The organism is Streptomyces sp. NPDC032126 (assembly GCF_055580085.1).
Map to the genome: position 1 here is coordinate 1,658,120 of NZ_JBVIMA010000001.1, position 17,736 is coordinate 1,675,855.

Consider the following 17,736-nt stretch of genomic DNA (forward strand, 5'->3'; position numbering starts at 1 on the left):
GGGCCGGTTCCGCCCCGGAGCACCGGCGGTGCCATGCGTGGAGGTCAGCCGGGGGTCAGGGCGGTCCACTTCTGGTTGGCGCCGCCGTTGCAGTCCCACAGCACGAGCTGCGTGCCGTCGGTCGTGGAGCTGCCCGGATCGTCGAGGCAGCGGCCGGAGACGGGGTTGCGATAGCCGCCGTTGTAGGCCTGCCAGACCTGGTTGCCGCCGCCGTGGCAGGCCCAGAGCTGCACCTTGGTGCCGTTGGCGGTGGCCCCGCCGGCTGCGTCGAGGCACTTGCCCAGGGAGCGCAGGGTGCCGTCGGTGTAGGCGGACCAGAACTGGTTGGCGCTGTCGCCGCAGCTCCAAATCTGGACGGCGGTCCCGTCGGCCGTGTTGGCGCCGTTGACATCCAGGCACTTGCCGGCGATGCCGGACTGCACGCGGGCGGGGGCCGGCGCGGGGTTCCTCAACCAGCCGGCGCCGTCCGCGGACTGGATGCCGCGGTGGAAGGCGTCGGCCATCTTCTGGTAGCCCGCGTCGTTGGGATGCAGGGGGTCGGCGAGGTCGGCCGTGGTCAGGCCGCTCATGTCGACGAAGGCGACGTGTTTGCCCGCGGCCTGGGCGTCGCTGACGATCTGCCGGGTGGCCTGGTTGTACGCGCCCCGGAACTGCTCCTCCGAGCTGCTGGTGGACACGACCAGCGAGGCGACGAGGACGGTCGCGTCGGGGACGTCGGCGGTGATCTGGCCGACCAGCGACCTCAGATGGGAGATGGCGGTGTTGACCTCGGAGGCCCCTTGGAGGTCGTTGGTACCGATGTGCAGCGTCACGACGTTGGGCCGGTAGCGGGTCAGGGAGGCGTCGGCCAGGGCGGCGATCTGGTCGATGCGGTATCCGGAGTGGCCTTCGTTGTCGGGGTCGGACATCGAACCGCCCCGCACTGTGCCGACGAAGTCCGGGGCGTGGCCGTCCGCCGCGAGGCGGTCCCAGAGCGGACCCCGGTACCCGTTGCCCGTGCTGCTGCCCACGCCCCAGGTGATGGAGTCGCCCAACGGCATGACCCGTAAAGGGGTGTTGGGGGCTGCGGAAGCAGGGCTCACACCTGCCGCCGCCACCCCGAGCGCGGCAGCGGCAAGCGTGATCAGGGGGCGAAGCCAAGATCTTTTCATGCGGCGTCCTCCGCTATGAGTGGGTGCTGAGTGAAGGGGGCGCCGGCAGTGACGGCCCCTCAGCACTCGTACAGATAGCACGGAGATCCGCGGGCGGACATCCCATGAGTGGGGGATTTCGGAGCGGCGCGCCGGGAGGGCGGTTTCTGGGCCGATTCGTCCTGCGTCAGCCGCTGAAATGGCCGAATGGCGGCTGCCCGATCACGGGCGTCGACGCGACGACATCCCATGTCTCATGGGGTTCGTTCGACGTCGTTTCGACAGGGCCGCGCCCGGCGGAGTTCACTCGGTGAGGGCCTGCGCGCACCAGATCGTCTTGCCGTAGGTGGTGTGCCGGGTGCCCCACCCCTGGGTGAGCTGAGCGACGAGCAGCAGGCCCCGGCCGCCCTCGTCGAAGGCGCGCGCCCGGCGCAGATGCGGGGCGGTGTTGCTGCCGTCCGAGACCTCGCAGATCAGGGAGGTGTCACGGATCAGCCGCAGCCTGATCGGGGGTGTGCCGTACCGGATGGCGTTGGTGACCAGCTCGCTGACGACCAGTTCGGTGACGAACGCGGCCTCCTCCAGCCCCCAGGCGTCCAGTTGGTCGAGGGTGAACTTCCTGGCGAGCGGCACCTGCGCGGGGTCGGGTTCGACCTCCCAGTCGGCGACGTGCTGGGGATCCAGCGCGTGGGTGCGGGCGAGCAGCAGCGCGGCGTCGTCGGTGCGGCGTTCGGGGAGCAGGGCGTCCGTCACCGTGTCGCACAGGCTCTCCAGCGAGGCGGTCGAGTGGTCCAGGACCCGCAGCAGTTCGTCGACGCCCTGCTCGACGTCGCGCTCCTGGCTGCCCACCAGCCCGTCGGTGTAGAGGGCGAGCAGGCTGCCCTCGGGCAGCTCGATCTCGGTCGCCTCGAAGGGCAGCCCACCGATGCCGAGCGGTGGTCCGGGCTGTACGGACTGCGGGGGCCCGCTGCTGTCCGGCGAGATGATCAGCGGCAGCGGATGGCCGGCGCTCGCCATCGTGAAGCGGCGGGAGACCGGGTCGTAGACGGTGTACAGGCAGGTGGCCCCGAACTCGCCGGTCGGCTGGAAGGGGCCGGCCGGCTGGAGGTCGCTGGCGAGATGGATGACCAGGTCGTCGAGGTGGGTCAGCAGCTCGTCCGGCGGCAGGTCCACATCGGCCAGGGTGCGTACCGCGGTGCGCAGCCGGCCCATGCTGGCCGAGGCGTGCAGCCCGTGGCCGACGACATCGCCGACGACCAGGGCGACCCGGGCGCCGGAGAGCGGGATGACGTCGAACCAGTCGCCGCCGACTTCCGCGCCCGTCCCGGCGGGCAGGTAGCGGGACGCCACCTCGAGGGCTTCCTGGTTCGGCAGCCGCTGCGGCAGCAGGCTGCGTTGCAGCGTCAGCGCGGTCGTGCGCTCGCGTGAGTAGCGGCGGGCGTTGTCGATGGCGACGGCCGCCTTCGCGGCCAGTTCCTCGGCGAGGATCAGATCGTCGGCGGTGAAGGCCTCGGGCCGGTCGTTGCGGGAGAACGCCACGACGCCGAGCAGCGTGCCGCGGGCGCGCAGCGGCACGGTGATCCGGCCCGTCAGCCCTTCCTCGGCCAGGGACTCGTCGATCACCGGGTTGCCGGGCGGCCAGTGGGCCGGGTCGGCGGCGAGCCCGGGCCCGAAGGCCCATTCGCCGCCCTGGCTGGCTTCGGCGGAGAGCTGGACCGTGGACCGGCCGGTGGCCATGCAGCGGGCGGCGACGGACTCGGGGGCGTGATCGATCGGCACGGGGGGCTCGGGAGCCCGGCCGGTGTCGTCCCGCGCGCTGTGCCGGGCGGCCCGGCACAGCGCGACGGTCTCGCCGGGAGTGAACGCGGGAGACCGGGGCGGTTCCTCTCCGCGCAGCACCTCGTCGAACAGATCTACGGTGACGAGGTCGACGAATCCCGGCACCGGGGTCGTGGCCAGCTCTCGGGCGGTGCCGATCACATCGAGGGTCCGGCCGATGCCGCCGCCGGCCTCGTTGAGCAGGAGCAGGCGCTGGCGGGCCCAGTACTCGGCGCTCATGTCGAAGCCCCAGTTGGCGATCGCGCGGACCCGGCCCTCGGCATCCCGGACGGGCCAGATGCTGGTGGCCCAGGCGTTGGCGTAGTCGCTGCCCCGCGGCTGGAAGACGGTGATGAGGCGGGCGGGCACGCCCGTCCTCGCCACCTCGGCGAGCTTGTCGGTGTACGGCCTGTCGTCCCTCTCGGGAAACAGCGAGCGGTCGAATTCGGGGAGCACCTCGCGGTACTTCTTCCCCAGCACTTGCTCCTCGGAGTGTGCGATCACCCGGCCCGAGGAGGCGTTGATCCACAGGAAGTGCAGCTCGGGGTCGTAGACGCCGAGAGCGAAGGGGCACTGCTCGAAGGCCCGGTCGGCGATCACCGGGCGGCGTCCCCAGCGCTGGACGGTCACCACGTGGCCCAGGGAGCGGCCGTCGGGGCCGGACAGTGGCTGGCGCGTCACCACGGCGTCCAGGGTGGATCCGTTCCGGTGGCGCAGGGGGACGGGTCCCGGGTGGCCCTGGGCGGTGTCGTCGCTCTCGGTGAAGCCGGGTGGCGGGGGACCGGCGAGCAGGTCGGTCACGGGGCGCCCGACCACCTCCTGCGCCGTCCAGCCCAGCAGCAGCCGTCCCCCCTCGCTCCAGCCGCTCACTACGCCATCCGGGTCCACCACGACGGCGGCGACGGGGGCATCGCGTTCACCGGCCATGTCCACGCGCGACACCTCCGTCCGGATGGATGTGCCCGGCAGGGCGAGCCCAGCCGTTCCCAGCGACAGCTTCCAGGCTAGATCCGCTTCCGCCCCACGGCTCCCCGGCCGGTACCACCCGGACGACCGGCTGCCGCGGTGAAACGGGGGCGTCCGGGCGCCCCGCCACCGCGGCAGTGGTGTGTCATATGCATGCCACCCGTGTGTACGGTGTCCCCGTCCGGTCGCCGCGGGGGTGGCAGGCTTCGCCGGCTACTGCGCGGTGAAGGTCCACAACAGGTTGGTGCTGCTGCCGTAGGTCCACTGCTTGGTGACGGAGCCCGATGCGACGTTGCCGCCGCCGTCGAGGACCAGGCCGGTGGTGCGGTTGGCGATCGAGTAGGTGTTGCCGCCCCTGGGGGTGATCTTCCACTGCTGGTTCGGGCCGCCGTTCCACGGCGCCTGCTGGGCAGGGGAGCCGTCCGCGGTGGCGCCCCAGCCGTCGGCGACCATGCCGTTGGTGCGGTTGACCAGCCGGTAGTAGCCGCCGCCCACGTCGACCGCCTGCCACTGGAGGTTGGGGCTGCCGTCCCAGGTCCACTGCTTGAGGTTGGCACCGGAGGCGACATTGCCGCCGCTGTCCAGGGCGAGGCCGTCGGTGACGTTGGTGAGCCGGAAGTACGTCGACGGGTTGAACTGGACCTTCAGCGAGGTGATCTGGTCGTTGTTGCCGGTGTTTCGCAGGTCGGGGTTGTCGGCGGTGAAGGTCCAGGCGGTGCCGGTGAAGTTGTCTCCGGAGTAGCCGATCACCTGGTAGCCGGGGCTCGGACGGAGGGAGGAGATGGTGCGGGCGCCCAGCCCGGCCGCGGTCAGGTCGGCCGCGGTGTAGTCGCCGAGGGCGAACAAGGCGGAGTTGCCGGTGTAGTTGACGTCCGCGAAGGCGACGGCGCCGGCGAGGGGTGCCAGGGTCGGGATGGTGCCGGAGAAGGAGAGCTTGAGGACGTAGGCGTTCGCGCTGTACGGCGCGGAGGAGGGCAGGGTGACCGTGAGGCCGGAGGAGCTCTGCGCCGGCGCGGGCAGGTCGATGTACGTGCCGGAGGTGGAGCCGAGCAGTTTGACCGACGTCAGCGACGAGAGGTTGATCCGGTCCGAGCTGAGCGTCTTGATCGTCAGGGAGCTGCCGGGCCAGCCCAGGACGGTGGCGTACAGGACGTTGTTGGTCTTGTTGCGGGTGAAGCGGATGTCCTGTGCGGTGCCGGCCGTCGGATTGGTGAAGGCGCCGCCGCCCATCTTCGTCGGGCCCTCGCCGTACTGTGTCCAGGCGCGGGTCGAGTAGATGGACTCGCCGAAGCGCTTCAGGTGGTCGCCGATGCCGAGCAGGATGTCCTTCTGCGCCTGCGGGATGGTGCCGTCGGCCATCGGCGCGATGTTCAGCAGCATGTTGCCGTTCTTGCTGACCCGGTCGATGAACGCGTGCAGCATCTGCTGGGTGCTGTAGTAGCCGATGCCCTGGGTGTAGCACCAGCTGGAGCTGGAGATGCTGTCGTCGGTCAGCCAGTACGGGCTGGTGATGTCGGCCGGGCCGCCGCGCTCGTAGTCGAAGACCTCGCCCTTGCCGTTGAACCCGTCCTTGTAGGTGGCGACGACCTCACGGCCCCAGCTGTTGGCCTGGTTGTAGTAGTACGACAGGAAGTTCAGGCGCTGGGTCTCGTCGACGGCGTCCAGCTTGAAGTCCTGCCACAGGATGTCGGGCTGGGCGCGGTCGATGACCTCCTTGAGCTTGTCGAACCAGAGCTGGTTCTGCGCGGTCGAGCCCAGCTGCCCGTACAGCTTCTTGAGGCTGGGGTCCGTCTGGGCGGGGGCGTACTCGTAGAAGCCGGTGAAGTTGTACGCGTGGTGCATGGCCACCAGGAGCTTCAGGCCCTTGGCGCGGATGGACGTGGAGAAGAGCTTCAGCAGGTCGAGACCTGGGCCCTTCTTCACCGAGTTCCACTCGTTGACCTGGCTGTCCCACATGGAGAAGCCGTCGTGGTGCTCGGCCACCGGCCCGGCGAACCGGGCGCCGGCGTCGACGAACAGCTGCGCCCACTCGTCGGGGTCGAACTTCCCGCCGGCCGACTTCAGCTTCGGCGCGAACTTCACGAAGTTGCCCGCCAGGTCCTGAGCACCGTTGATGAAGTTGTGGTACGGCCATGCGGAGGGCTGGCCGTAGGTCGCGATGTGGTGCTGATTGACGCTGTCTCCGGACCGGTACATGTTGCGCGGGTACCACTCGCTGCCGAAGGCGGGAACGCTGAAGACGCCCCAGTGGAAGTAGATCCCGAACTTGGCGTCCTGGAACCACTCCGGGGCCGGCGGGTGCTGGTCGACCGAGTTCCAGTCCGGTGTGTACGTGCTGGGCGCCGCCTGGGCGACGCCGGAGCCGAAGACACCTCCGGCAACGGCCGCCGCGGCCACGAGGGTGGCACCGGCGAGGAAGTGGCGTCTGTTGATCGAACTCGACATGGAGACATCCCTGGTGCGAAGGGGGCAGGGGAGACGGATATGAAGGTCCGCCATGTCTCCCGGGGATGTCAATCGGTGTGCAGGGATGAAAGTGGCTGTATCCATGGGCGAGTTGTCCCTGTTTGATAGCTCTCCTCGGGTTTTACGGTTGCGTAAACATGGCATGTCTCGTGATGCCTCATGGCCGGTTCGATTCATCAAGCGGGCGAGATTGATGGGATGGATGGCCGTCCTGGTGCGTCACCCGTACTCGCCAGGTGGCCGCCTGAACTGGCTTTTCATGGTTTCTTTGTTCAGAGGGTGGACAGGCGGCCCGGAACGCCTCTATAAACATCCCATCTCTAGCGCACGGCGAGCCGCAGATGTCGCCGAGGCGCAACAACTCCCGCTACGGGACCGGCGCGAGGAAGCACCGATGAGAGTCAGAAACGCCCTCTGTTCCGCCGTCACCACGCTGTCCGCACTCGCGTTGCTCAGCGCGTGCGGCAGTGGCTCCACCAGCGCGGGGTCGTCGGGTGGCGCACCGCTGGTCGGTGTCGACTACCCGCGCTCCGACACCGACTTCTGGAACTCCTACATCAAGTACACGCCCCAGTCCGCCAAGGAGCTGGGCCTGGAGCTGAAGACCACCAACTCGCAGAACGACGTGGCCAAGTTGACCGCCAACGCCCAGACCTTCATCAGTCAGGGCGTGAAGGGCGTCGCGATGGCACCGCAGGACACCGCCGCCATCGCGCCCACCCTGGCGCAGATGGAGGCGAAGAAGATACCGGTCGTCACCGTCGACACCCGCCCCGACACCGGCAAGGTCTACATGGTCGTGCGCGCCGACAACCGCGCCTACGGCGAGAAGGCCTGCCAGTTCCTCGGCACCAAGCTCGGCGGCAAGGGCAAGGTCGTCATGCTCCAGGGCGATCTCGCCTCCATCAACGGCCGCGACCGCACCGAGGCGTTCAACGACTGCATGAAGAAGAACTACCCGGGCATCAAGGTGTTCGGCGAGGCCACCAACTGGGACGGGGCGGTCGCGGCGCAGAAGCTGCAGACCGATCTGACGGCCAACCCGGACATCAAGGGCATCTACATGCAGTCCAGTTTCGCCCTGTCCGGCACGCTCCAAGTGCTCAAGCAGAAGGGCCTGTTGGTCGGCCCGGAGGACAAGAAGCACGTCTTCGTCGTGTCCAACGACGGCATCCCCGAGGAACTGAAGGACATCGCCGCCAACAAGATCGACGCCACCGTCTCCCAGCCGGCCGACCTCTACGCCAAGTACGCCCTGTACTACCTGAAGGCCGCCATCGACGGAAAGACGTTCCAGCCCGGCAAGACCGACCACGGCAGCACCATCATCAAGGTCCGCGACGACCTGCTGGAGGACCAGCTCTCCGCCCCGCTCGTGACGGCGGACGGCGCCACCTACGGCGGGGTCCCGAGCCTGAAGAGCGACGACAAGTCCCTGTGGGGCAACAACCTCGGCTGATCCCTTGATGCCTTCCGGTATCCAACGGCTCACGAACACAAGGCGGTTGAGATGAGCGACGGGGAGCGAGCGATCACCCCCGCGCCCGCCCCGGCGGACGACGGACGGGTCCCGGCGGACCCGCCCGTCGTCGAGGCGACGGGCATAGTCAAACGATTCGGTCCGACGGTGGCCCTGAACGGCGCCCGGATCACCATCCGGCCCGGCGAGACCCACGCGCTCGTCGGCCGCAACGGAGCGGGCAAGTCGACCCTGGTGTCGGTCCTCACCGGTCTGCAGACCCCCGACGAGGGAACGGTGACCTTCGGCGGCGAGCCCGCCCCCCGGCCCAGCGACCGCGACGCCTGGCGGCAGCGCGTGGCCTGCGTCTACCAGAAGTCGACGATCATCCCCACCCTGACCGTGGCCGAGAACCTGTTCCTCAACCGGCACGACCACGGTCGCAACCGGCTCATCAGCTGGCAGGACACCCGTCGCCGCGCGCGGGACCTGCTGTCGACGTGGTCGGTGGAGGTCGACCCGCAGACCCTGGCCGGTGAACTGAGCGTCGAGCAGAGGCAGTTCGTCGAGATCGCCCGTGCGCTGTCCTTCGGGGCGCGGTTCATCATCCTCGACGAGCCGACCGCACAGCTCGACGGCGCCGCCATCAACCGTCTCTTCGGCCGCATCCGGGACCTGCAACGCCAGGGTGTGACCTTCCTGTTCATCAGCCACCATCTCCAGGAGATCTACGAGATCTGCGACGTGGTGACGGTCTTCCGCGACGCCCGGCACATCGTGACCGCGCCGGTCGCGGAACTGCCCCGTGCCGACCTCGTCGCCGCCATGACCGGCGAGGCGGCCGCCGACCGGCGCGAGGAACGGGCCACCACCCTCGATCCGGGCGCCACCGCAGCGTTGCGCGTCAGCGCTCTGCGAGGCGACGGGTACGACGACGTCAGCCTCCATGTCGGGGCCGGCGAGATCGTCGGGCTCGCGGGCGCCGCCGGCAGCGGGCGCACGGAGGTCGCGGAGACCGTCGTAGGACTGCGGGCGCCGGCGGCGGGCGAGGTGGAGATCGCCGGGAAGCGGCCACGGCCGGGCAGTGTGCCCGCGGCGCTCGCCGCCGGCGCCGGGTTCGTTCCCGAGGACCGGCACCACCAGGGCTTCGTTCCCGACATGTCGATCGCCGACAACGCCACGCTGTCCGTGCCGAGACGGCTCGGCCCCTACGGACTCCTGAGCCGTGCCCGCCGGGACCGGCTCGCCGAGGGCATGATCGAGAAGCTCGCGATCAAGACACCGGGCCCCGACCTGCCCGTCTCCGCCCTGTCCGGAGGCAACCAGCAGAAGGTCGTCATGGCCCGCGCCCTGGCGGACGACCCGCGCCTGCTGGTGCTGATCAACCCGACCGCGGGCGTGGACGTGCGCTCCAAGGAGTTCCTCCTCGGCAAGGTCGAGGAGATCGCGCAGACCGGCACCGGAGTGCTCATCGCCTCCGACGAACTGGACGACCTGCGCATGTGCGACCGGGTCCTGGTGATGTTCCAGGGCCGTGTGACAACGGAGATCGCCCGCGGCTGGCACGACCACGACCTCGTGGCCGCGATGGAAGGAGTGGACCTGCATGCCTGAGGTGATGCCCGAGACCGCCCGCGCGGACACCGCCGCCGCCCCGTCCGGCGAGCCGCGGGCCAGGCGGACGGCCCTGCTCGGCGGACGGATACCCCTGGCCCGACTGCGCGATCTGGCACTCGTACCGGCGATCGTGGTCATCGCCGTCGTCGGCCAGATCATCAACCCCGTCTTCCTTCAGACGGACAACCTCATCAACGTCCTGCAGACCATGTCGGAAATGGCGCTGCTGGTTCTCGCCGAGTCGATGATCCTGATCGTCAAGAAGATGGATCTGTCGCTGGAGTCCACCATGGGCCTCGCGCCCGGTGTGGCGGCCTGGTTCGTGGTGCCGACGGGTGCGGGACACGGCCTCGGGCTGCTGTCCGGCGCCTGGGCGATCCCGGTCACGCTCGCCGTGGGCGCCCTCATCGGAGTGATCAACGCACTGCTGATCATCCGCTTCGGCCTCAACGGCTTCATCGTGACCCTCGGCATGCTGATCGTCGTACGCGGTGTCCTGACCGGCATATCGGGCGGTCAGACCTTCTTCCAGCTGCCGGAGTCGATGCTCTACCTCGGCACCGCCGAATGGTTCGGGATGCCCGCGTCCATCTGGATCTGCCTGCTGCTGTTCGCCGTCGCCATCGTCGTCCTCGGCTGGACCAGCTTCGGCCGCTCGCTCTACGCCATCGGCGGCAACGTCGACGCCGCGAAGGCGGCCGGCATCCGCACCGACCGGGTGCTGTGGATCGTCATCGTCACCGGCAGTGTGCTCGCCGCCCTCGCCGGGCTGATGCTCTCCGGACGGCTGGCCTCCGTCGCCTCCGCGCAGGGCAACGGCTACATCTTCACCGTCTTCGCCGCCGCCGTCATCGGCGGGATCAGCCTCAACGGCGGCAAGGGCACCATGTTCGGCGCCTTCAGCGGCATCCTGCTGCTCTTCATGATCCAGAACGTGCTCACCCTCGGAGGCGTCCCCGCCCAGTGGATCGGCGCCCTGAACGGCCTGATCATCCTGGTCGCGCTGACGATCTCCCGCATCACGGGCGGCAAGGTCCAGGAGTGAGCCGGGCGGCCGCCCGGCCGCCCGCCCCCTCCGCCGCCCCACCTCTCGTCGCACGGGCCGAACCGCCCCTGCTCTCACAGGAGTCGCCGTCATGCCATCCGCCCTGTCCGCCTCCCCGGCCGCTGCCCGTATCACCGCCCTGGACGTGCTGGACGTGCGTTTCCCGACGTCCGAGCACCTGGACGGGTCGGACGCGATGAACCCGGAACCCGACTACTCCGCCGCCTACGTCGTCCTGCGCACCGACGCCGGAGACGGACTGGAGGGCCACGCCCTGGCGTTCACCACCGGCCGCGGCAACGATGTGCAGGCCGCCGCCATCGCGGCGCTCGCACCGCACGTGGTGGGCCGCCCGGTCGAGGAGGTCTGCGCCGACCTCGGCGCGTTCTCCCGCAGCCTGGTCCACGACCCCCAACTGCGCTGGCTGGGGCCGGAGAAGGGCGCCATCCACATGGCCACCGGCGCGGTCGTCAACGCCGCCTGGGACCTGGCCGCCAAGCGGGCGGGCAAGCCCGTCTGGCGGTTCCTCGGCGAGATGTCCCCGGAGGACCTGGTCGCCCAGGTCGACTTCCGCTGGCTGAGCGACGCCCTCACCCCGGAGGACGCCCTGGAGATCCTCCGCCGCGCCGAACCCGGCCGCGCACAGCGCATCGCCCACCTGCTCGACACCGGCTATCCCGCCTATACGACCACACCCGGCTGGCTCGGCTACTCCGACGAGAAGCTGGCCCGCCTGTCCCGCGAGGCCGTCGCGGACGGCTTCACCCAGATCAAGCTGAAGGTCGGCGCGTCCCTGGGGGACGACATACGGCGCCTGCGCACCGCCCGCGAGGCGGTCGGCGACGACATCCGCATCGCGGTGGACGCCAACCAGAGATGGGACGTCCAGGACGCGATCGACTGGATGCGCGCCCTGGCCCCCTACCAGCCGTACTGGATCGAGGAGCCCACCTCGCCCGACGACATCCTCGGCCACGCCGCCGTACGCCGGGCCGTCGGCCCCATCAAGGTCGCCACCGGCGAGCACATCGCCAACCGGGTCGTCTTCAAACAGCTCCTCCAGGCCGGCGCGGTGGACATCGTGCAGATCGACTCCGCGCGGGTCGGCGGCGTCAACGAGAACATCGCGATCCTGCTGCTCGCCGCGAAGTACGGCGTCCCGGTCTGCCCGCACGCGGGCGGCGTCGGACTGTGCGAGATGGTCCAGCACCTGTCGATGTTCGACTACGTCGCCGTCTCCGGCACGACCGAGGACCGCGTCATCGAGTACGTCGACCACCTGCACGAGCACTTCGTCGACCCGGTGCGCATCGTCGACGGCCACTACCTGGCGCCGACGCTGCCGGGACTGAGCGCGCAGATGCACCCCGAGTCCCTCAAGGAGTACGCGTACCCCGACGGCCCGGTCTGGTCCTCCCGCCTCCCTCCGGCGGCTTGACAGGAACAGGCCTGACAGGCCCTTGCGCCGGTTGTCAGCAAGAGCCCTTGCACCGGGCGCCGGACAGGTATAGACCTTTTCCGCCTTGTCCGGCGCCGACAAGAAGGAGAGCGAACTCCCTTGCTCCTGACCGAACTACTGCACCCCGGCATCCTCGAATCCCTGGCCGGAGCCGGTCACGGCGCCCGCGTCCTGCTCGCCGACGGCCACTACCCGGCCAGCACCGCCACCGGCCCGCGCGCCCGGACCGTCCACCTCAACCTGGCCCCCGGCCTCCTCGACGTCACCACCGTGCTCGACGTCCTGCTGCGCGCCCTGCCCGTCGAGTCGGCCCACGTGATGGTCCCGCCCGAGGGCGAGCCCGAGCCACCGGCCATCGCCGAGTACCGCTCGATGCTGGCGCCCGTCCCGGTCGACACGCTCGGCCGCTTCGACTTCTACGACGCCGCCCGCTCGCCCGACCTGGCGCTGGCGATCGTCACCGCCGACATCCGCACCTACGCCAACCTGCTGCTGACCATCGGCGTCCGCGCTGAAGGGACCCTGACGACACGATGACACTCGCCGTCCGCTACACGGCCGCCCGCACCCTGGACACGGCGCCCGCAACCCGTACGCCGCCCGGACCCGGCGAGGTGGAGCTGGCCCCCGCCTACGTCGGCATCTGCGGCACCGATCTGCACATCTTCCACGGCGACATGGACGCCCGGGTCCACACGCCCGCCGTCCTGGGACACGAGATGTCCGGCCTGGTCACGCAGGTGGGGCCGGGCGTGGAGGGCTGGGCGCCCGGCGACGCGGTCACCGTGATGCCGCTGCGCTGGGACGACACCTGCCCGGCCTGCCGCTCCGGGCATCAGCACATCTGCCAGCACCTGGACTTCATCGGCATCGACTCCCCGGGCGCGATGCAGCAGCGCTGGACCGTACCCGCCTCGACGCTCATCCGGCTGCCCGGCACCCTCGCCCTGGACCACGCCGCACTCGTCGAGCCCACGGCGGTCGCCGTGCACGACGTGGGCCGGGCCCAGGTCCGCGACGGCGAGCGCGTCGTGGTGGTCGGCGGTGGCCCGGTCGGCATCCTCATCGCGCTGGTGGCGCGGGCCGCGGGCGCCGATGTGCGGGTCGTCGAGCTGAGCGCCCACCGGCGGCTGCTTGCCGAGGAGCTGGGCCTGGCGACCTGGGACCCGGCCGCCGACGACGTGCCGGCGCTGGTGGGGGAGTGGACCGGCGACGCGGGCGCGGACGTCGCCTTCGAGGTGTCCGGCGCGGCGGGCGGCGTGGACACGGCCGTCGAGGTGCTGGGTGTGCGCGGCCGGTTGTGCCTGGTCGCCATCCATCCGCGCCCCCGCGAAGTGAACCTGCACCGCTTCTTCTGGCGCGAACTCACCCTGGTCGGCGCCCGGTTGTACGACCGCGGCGACTTCGAGAAGGCGGTGACCCTGGTGGCCGACGGCACGATCCCGGCCGGCCGACTGATCAGCAAGGTCGTGCCGCTCACCCAGGCCCCCGCCGCCTTCGAGGCCCTGGAGGGCGGCGGCGACGTGATGAAGATCCTCGTGGACTGCACCACCGACGCCGACGGAGACGCCGTATGACCGCCTTCGACCTCACCGGGAAGCTCGCCGTCGTCACCGGGGCCCGGCGCGGCATCGGCCGGGCCATGGCCCGCGCCCTCGCCGAGGCCGGCGCGGACGTCATCGGGGTCAGCGCATCACTGGAGGAGTCCGGCAGCGCGGTCGAGAAGGACGTCCTCGCCGCGGGCCGCACCTTCGAGGCGATCCGGACCGACTTCGCCGATCCCGAGGCCGTACGGGCCCTGGGCGCGGACCTCGCCGCACGCGAGCGGCCGGTGGACATCCTGGTCAACAACGCGGGCACGATCCGCCGTACTCCGGCCGCCGAACACTCCGACGCCGACTGGGAGTTGGTGCTCCAGGTCAACCTGAGCGCGCAGTTCGCGCTGACCCGCGCGGTGGGCGCGCCGATGGTGGCACGCCGCCAGGGAAAGATCATCTTCACGGCGTCGCTGCTCAGCTTCCAGGGCGGCATCACCGTCCCCGGCTACACCGCCGCCAAGCACGGCATCGCGGGTCTGACCAAGGCGCTGGCCAACGAGTGGGCCCCGCACGGCGTCAACGTCAACGCCATCGCCCCCGGCTACATCGCCACCGACAACACCCAGGCGCTGCGGGACGACCCGGTGCGCAGCAAGGCGATCCTGGACCGCATCCCGGCCGCCCGCTGGGGCGACGCCGACGACATCGCGGGCGCCACCGTGTTCCTCGCCTCGGACGCCGCCGCCTACGTGCACGGCGTCGTCCTGCCCGTCGACGGCGGATGGCTCGGCCGATGAGCGGCACCGATCTGGCCTCCGTGCTGGCCGGTGCCCGGGTGATGCCGGTCCTGACCGTGCCCCGCGTCGACACCGCGAGCCCGCTGGCCGAAGCCCTCGCGGCGGGCGGCGCCCGGTGCGCCGAGGTCACCTTCCGCACGCCCGACGCCGAACAGGTGGTCAAGGCGATGGCCGCGCACCCTCGCCTGGCCGTCGGCGCCGGCACGATCCTCACGGCCGAGCAGGCGGAGCGGGCCGTGGCGGCCGGGGCCCGCTTCGTGGTCTCGCCCGGCTTCGACGAGGAGGTCGTCGCGAAATGCCGTGAGCTCGGCGTGCCCGTGGTGCCCGGCATCGCCACCGCCACCGAGCTCATGCGCGCCCTGAAGGCGGGCCTGGACACCGTGAAGCTCTTCCCCGCCGAGTCGCTCGGCGGCCTGCGGACGCTGCGAGCGCTCGCGGCTCCCTTCCCCGGGACGCGGTTCGTGCCGACCGGCGGGATCGACGCGTACCGCATGGCCGCCTACCTCGCCGACCCGGCGGTCCTCGCCGTCGGCGGCAGCTGGATGGCCACCCCCGACCACCTTCGCCGCGGTGACTACGCGGAGATCCGCCGGCTGACCGCCGACGCCGTGGAGAGGAGCGGGACGTGACCGACGTGGTGGCCCTCGGCGAGGTGATGCTGCGGTTCGACCCGGGCGAGGGGCGTATCCGCACCGCCCGCACCTTCCAGGTCTGGGAGGGCGGCGGCGAGTACAACGTCGTACGCGGCCTGCGCCGCTGCTTCGGACACCGCACCGCCGTCGTGACCGCTCTCGCCGACAACGCCGTGGGTCGGCTCGTCGAGGACCTGATCCTCCAGGGCGGTGTCGACACCTCACTGATCCGCTGGGTGCCCGACGACGGCATCGGCCGCACCGCCCGCAACGGCCTCAACTTCGTCGAACGCGGCTACGGCATCCGGGGCGCGCTCGGCGTCAGCGACCGCGCCCACACCGCCGTCTCCCAGCTGCGCAAAGGGGACGTCGACTGGGATGCGGTCTTCTCGGCCGGGGTGCGCTGGTTCCACACCGGCGGTATCTTCGCCGGCCTGTCCGACACCACGGTGGACGTCGCCGACGAAGCCATGGCGGCGGCCCGCCGGCACGGGGTCACCGTCTCCTACGACCCCAACTACCGCCCCAGCCTCTGGGCCGGCCGGGGCGGCGCCGACCGGGCCCGCGAGACCGACCTGCGGCTCGCCCGGCACGCCGACGTCGTGGTGGGCGCCCTCGGCCTGGCCGGGACACACCCAGGACAGACGCGCATCGCCGCCGACGAGGTGACGGACGTCCTCACCGAGGTCGCCGGCCTGCTGCCCCAGGTCGGCGTCGTGGCCACGACGCTGCGCGAGGTGCCCTCGGCCGGGGTCAACGACTGGTCCTCGGCCGCCTGGTCCGCCGACACCGGCGTCGTCACCGGCCCCCGGATGACCGGCCTGCACGTCCTGGACCGCGTCGGCTCCGGCGACGCCTTCGCCGCCGGCCTCATCCACGGACTGCTCACCGGCGCCGGCCTGGAGCGGGCCCTGGCCTACGGCACCGCCCACGGCGCGCTCACCATGACCACGCCCGGAGACGTCTCCATGGCCTCGCTCGCCGAGGTCGAGGCGCTCATCGCGGGCGGTTCCCCCCACGTCAGACGCTGACCGGCACCCCACCGCACGTATCCCAGGAGCACGACTTGCACCAGCGGAAGATCCACAACACGTCCGTCTCGCTCACCGAGCTCGGCTTCGGGGCCTCCGTGATCGGCAACCTCTACCGCGTCACGCCCGCCGCCGAGGCGACAGCCGCCGTCGACGCGGCCTGGGAGGCCGGCCTGCGGTACTTCGACACCGCGCCGCACTACGGCCTCGGCCTCTCCGAGCGCCGTCTGGGCGCCGCCCTGCGCGGCCGCCCCCGCGAGGAGTACGTCGTCTCCTCCAAGGTGGGCAGGCTGCTGGTGCCCAACGAGGAGCCGCGAGGCGTCGACACCGAGGGCTTCGTCGTCCCCGACGACCTGCGACGCCAGTGGGACTTCAGCCGGGACGGCGTTCTGCGCTCCATCGAGGCGACTTTGGAGCGCACCGGCCTGGACCGCCTCGACATCGTCTATCTGCACGATCCGGACGACCACTGGCGGCAGGCCGCCGAGGAGGCCATGCCCGCCCTCGCCGAACTGCGCGACCAGGGCGTGGTCGGCGCGATCGGCGCCGGCATGAACCAGTCGGCGATGCTCGCCCGGTTCCTGCGCGAGACCGCCGCCGACGTGGTCATGCTCGCCGGGCGCTACACGCTCCTGGACCAGTCGGCCCTCGACGACGTCCTGCCCGCCGCGCGGGAACTCGGAAAGAGCGTGGTGGCGGTGGGCGTGTTCAACTCGGGACTGCTCTCCCAGGACCGGCCCGCCGACGGCATGAAGTACGACTACCAGGACGCCCCGCCGGCGCTGGTCGCCCGCGCGCGGGCGATCGCCGAGGTCTGCGAGGCGTACGGGACGACCCTGCCCGCCGCCGCGATCGCCTTCCCGTACACGCATCCCAGTATCATCAACGTCACCCTCGGCATGCGGACCCCGGAACAGGTCGGACGGAACGTGGAACTCCATGATCAGCGCGTCCCGGACGGTCTCTGGGACGATCTCCGCGCTCAGGGGCTGATCAGGCCGGACGTGCTCGCGGAGCACCGTGGGGAAGGGGACGCGCGGTGTCTTTGACGGACAAGGCCATCGAGCAGATCCGTGAGCTGATCCGGACCGGTGCCCTGCCGCCGGGGTCGAAGCTGCCACCGGAACCGGACCTGGCCGCCCAGCTGGGGCTCTCGCGCAACCTCGCCCGCGAAGCCGTCAAGGCGCTGGCCGTCGCGCGGGTCCTGGAGGTCCGCCGGGGCGACGGCACCTACGTGACCAGCCTGCAGCCGAGCCTGCTGCTGGCCGGCGTCGGCGGCGCGGTGGAGCTGCTGCAAGGCGACTCGGTGGCGCTGCGGGACCTCATGGAGGTACGGCGGCTCCTCGAACCGGTCGCCACGGCCCTGGCCGCCCTCCGTATCTCCGATGAGCAACTCGCCGAAGTCAAGCGGCACTTGGACGCCATGCGCGAGGCCCGCGACGACGTGGAGCAGCTGAACGCCCACGACGCGGCCTTCCACCGCGCCGTCGTCTCGGCCACCGGCAACGAGACCCTCCTCACGCTCCTGGAAGGCATCTCCGGCCGCACCCTGCGCGCCCGCATCTGGCGCGGCCTGGTCGACGACAAGGCCGGGGGCCGCACCCTCGCCGAGCACGAGGCGATCTTCAACGCCCTGTGCACCCGCGACGCCGCCCTCAGCCAGGCGGCCGCGCTGCTGCACGTGAGCAACACCGAGCAGTGGCTGAAAGAACACCTGCGCTCGGGCGAGGCCCTGCCCTTCGGCACGGCGTCGAGCTGACCGGCGCGTACGCCGACAC

General features: G+C 70.9%; 14 protein-coding genes. 11 read left to right on the top strand and 3 right to left on the bottom strand.

Annotation, left to right across the window (positions count from 1 at the left end):
- Positions 1-44 precede the first annotated feature (44 nt).
- The 3 genes from ACZ5NW_RS07035 to ACZ5NW_RS07045 all read right to left on the bottom strand — a co-directional run bounded on the left by ACZ5NW_RS07035 (position 45) and on the right by ACZ5NW_RS07045 (position 6,359).
- Positions 45-1,151, bottom strand: a complete 1,107-nt coding sequence (locus ACZ5NW_RS07035; RefSeq protein ID WP_468742682.1) for a ricin-type beta-trefoil lectin domain protein — start codon at positions 1,149-1,151, stop codon at positions 45-47.
- Between the two features lie 282 nt (positions 1,152-1,433).
- The gene (locus tag ACZ5NW_RS07040; protein ID WP_468743012.1) at positions 1,434-3,875 is read right to left on the bottom strand and encodes an ATP-binding SpoIIE family protein phosphatase; all 2,442 of its coding nucleotides are present in this window, start codon (positions 3,873-3,875) and stop codon (positions 1,434-1,436) included.
- A 252-nt stretch (positions 3,876-4,127) separates the two neighbouring features.
- On the bottom strand, positions 4,128-6,359 hold the full coding sequence (locus tag ACZ5NW_RS07045; protein ID WP_468742683.1) for an alpha-L-fucosidase: 2,232 nt from the start codon (positions 6,357-6,359) through the stop codon (positions 4,128-4,130).
- A gap of 415 nt (positions 6,360-6,774) precedes the next feature.
- Between ACZ5NW_RS07045 and ACZ5NW_RS07050 the strand changes: the two genes are divergently transcribed.
- The 11 genes from ACZ5NW_RS07050 (at position 6,775) to ACZ5NW_RS07100 (ending at position 17,717) form a co-directional block, all read left to right on the top strand.
- The gene (locus ACZ5NW_RS07050; RefSeq protein ID WP_468742684.1) at positions 6,775-7,839 is read left to right on the top strand and encodes a sugar ABC transporter substrate-binding protein; all 1,065 of its coding nucleotides are present in this window, start codon (positions 6,775-6,777) and stop codon (positions 7,837-7,839) included.
- A 51-nt stretch (positions 7,840-7,890) separates the two neighbouring features.
- Positions 7,891-9,453, top strand: coding sequence for a sugar ABC transporter ATP-binding protein (locus ACZ5NW_RS07055; protein WP_468742685.1), 1,563 nt, complete (start codon positions 7,891-7,893; stop codon positions 9,451-9,453).
- Positions 9,454-9,457: 4 nt separating this feature from the next.
- Positions 9,458-10,501 carry an ABC transporter permease gene (locus ACZ5NW_RS07060; RefSeq protein ID WP_468743013.1) on the top strand — a complete coding sequence of 348 codons (1,044 nt, stop codon included), beginning with the start codon at positions 9,458-9,460 and terminating at the stop codon, positions 10,499-10,501.
- A gap of 91 nt (positions 10,502-10,592) precedes the next feature.
- Complete coding sequence (locus tag ACZ5NW_RS07065; protein ID WP_468742686.1) at positions 10,593-11,939, top strand: L-fuconate dehydratase; 1,347 nt, start codon at positions 10,593-10,595, stop codon at positions 11,937-11,939.
- A 120-nt stretch (positions 11,940-12,059) separates the two neighbouring features.
- Positions 12,060-12,497: an RbsD/FucU domain-containing protein gene (locus ACZ5NW_RS07070; protein WP_468742687.1), complete on the top strand. Its 438-nt coding sequence runs from the start codon at positions 12,060-12,062 to the stop codon at positions 12,495-12,497.
- Positions 12,494-13,537, top strand: coding sequence for a zinc-dependent alcohol dehydrogenase (locus ACZ5NW_RS07075; RefSeq protein WP_468742688.1), 1,044 nt, complete (start codon positions 12,494-12,496; stop codon positions 13,535-13,537). The genes ACZ5NW_RS07070 and ACZ5NW_RS07075 overlap by 4 nt, the downstream gene beginning before the upstream one ends.
- Positions 13,534-14,295, top strand: coding sequence for an SDR family oxidoreductase (locus tag ACZ5NW_RS07080; protein ID WP_468742689.1), 762 nt, complete (start codon positions 13,534-13,536; stop codon positions 14,293-14,295). Before ACZ5NW_RS07075 ends, ACZ5NW_RS07080 begins: the two co-directional genes overlap by 4 nt.
- Entirely contained in the window at positions 14,292-14,924 is a 633-nt protein-coding gene (locus ACZ5NW_RS07085) for a bifunctional 4-hydroxy-2-oxoglutarate aldolase/2-dehydro-3-deoxy-phosphogluconate aldolase (protein WP_468742690.1), read from the top strand. Before ACZ5NW_RS07080 ends, ACZ5NW_RS07085 begins: the two co-directional genes overlap by 4 nt.
- Positions 14,921-15,958: a PfkB family carbohydrate kinase gene (locus tag ACZ5NW_RS07090; protein WP_468742691.1), complete on the top strand. Its 1,038-nt coding sequence runs from the start codon at positions 14,921-14,923 to the stop codon at positions 15,956-15,958. Before ACZ5NW_RS07085 ends, ACZ5NW_RS07090 begins: the two co-directional genes overlap by 4 nt.
- A gap of 35 nt (positions 15,959-15,993) precedes the next feature.
- Positions 15,994-17,007 carry an aldo/keto reductase gene (locus ACZ5NW_RS07095; RefSeq protein ID WP_468742692.1) on the top strand — a complete coding sequence of 338 codons (1,014 nt, stop codon included), beginning with the start codon at positions 15,994-15,996 and terminating at the stop codon, positions 17,005-17,007.
- Positions 16,998-17,717, top strand: a complete 720-nt coding sequence (locus tag ACZ5NW_RS07100; RefSeq protein ID WP_468742693.1) for a FadR/GntR family transcriptional regulator — start codon at positions 16,998-17,000, stop codon at positions 17,715-17,717. The genes ACZ5NW_RS07095 and ACZ5NW_RS07100 overlap by 10 nt, the downstream gene beginning before the upstream one ends.
- The last annotated feature ends 19 nt before the right edge of the window (positions 17,718-17,736 follow it).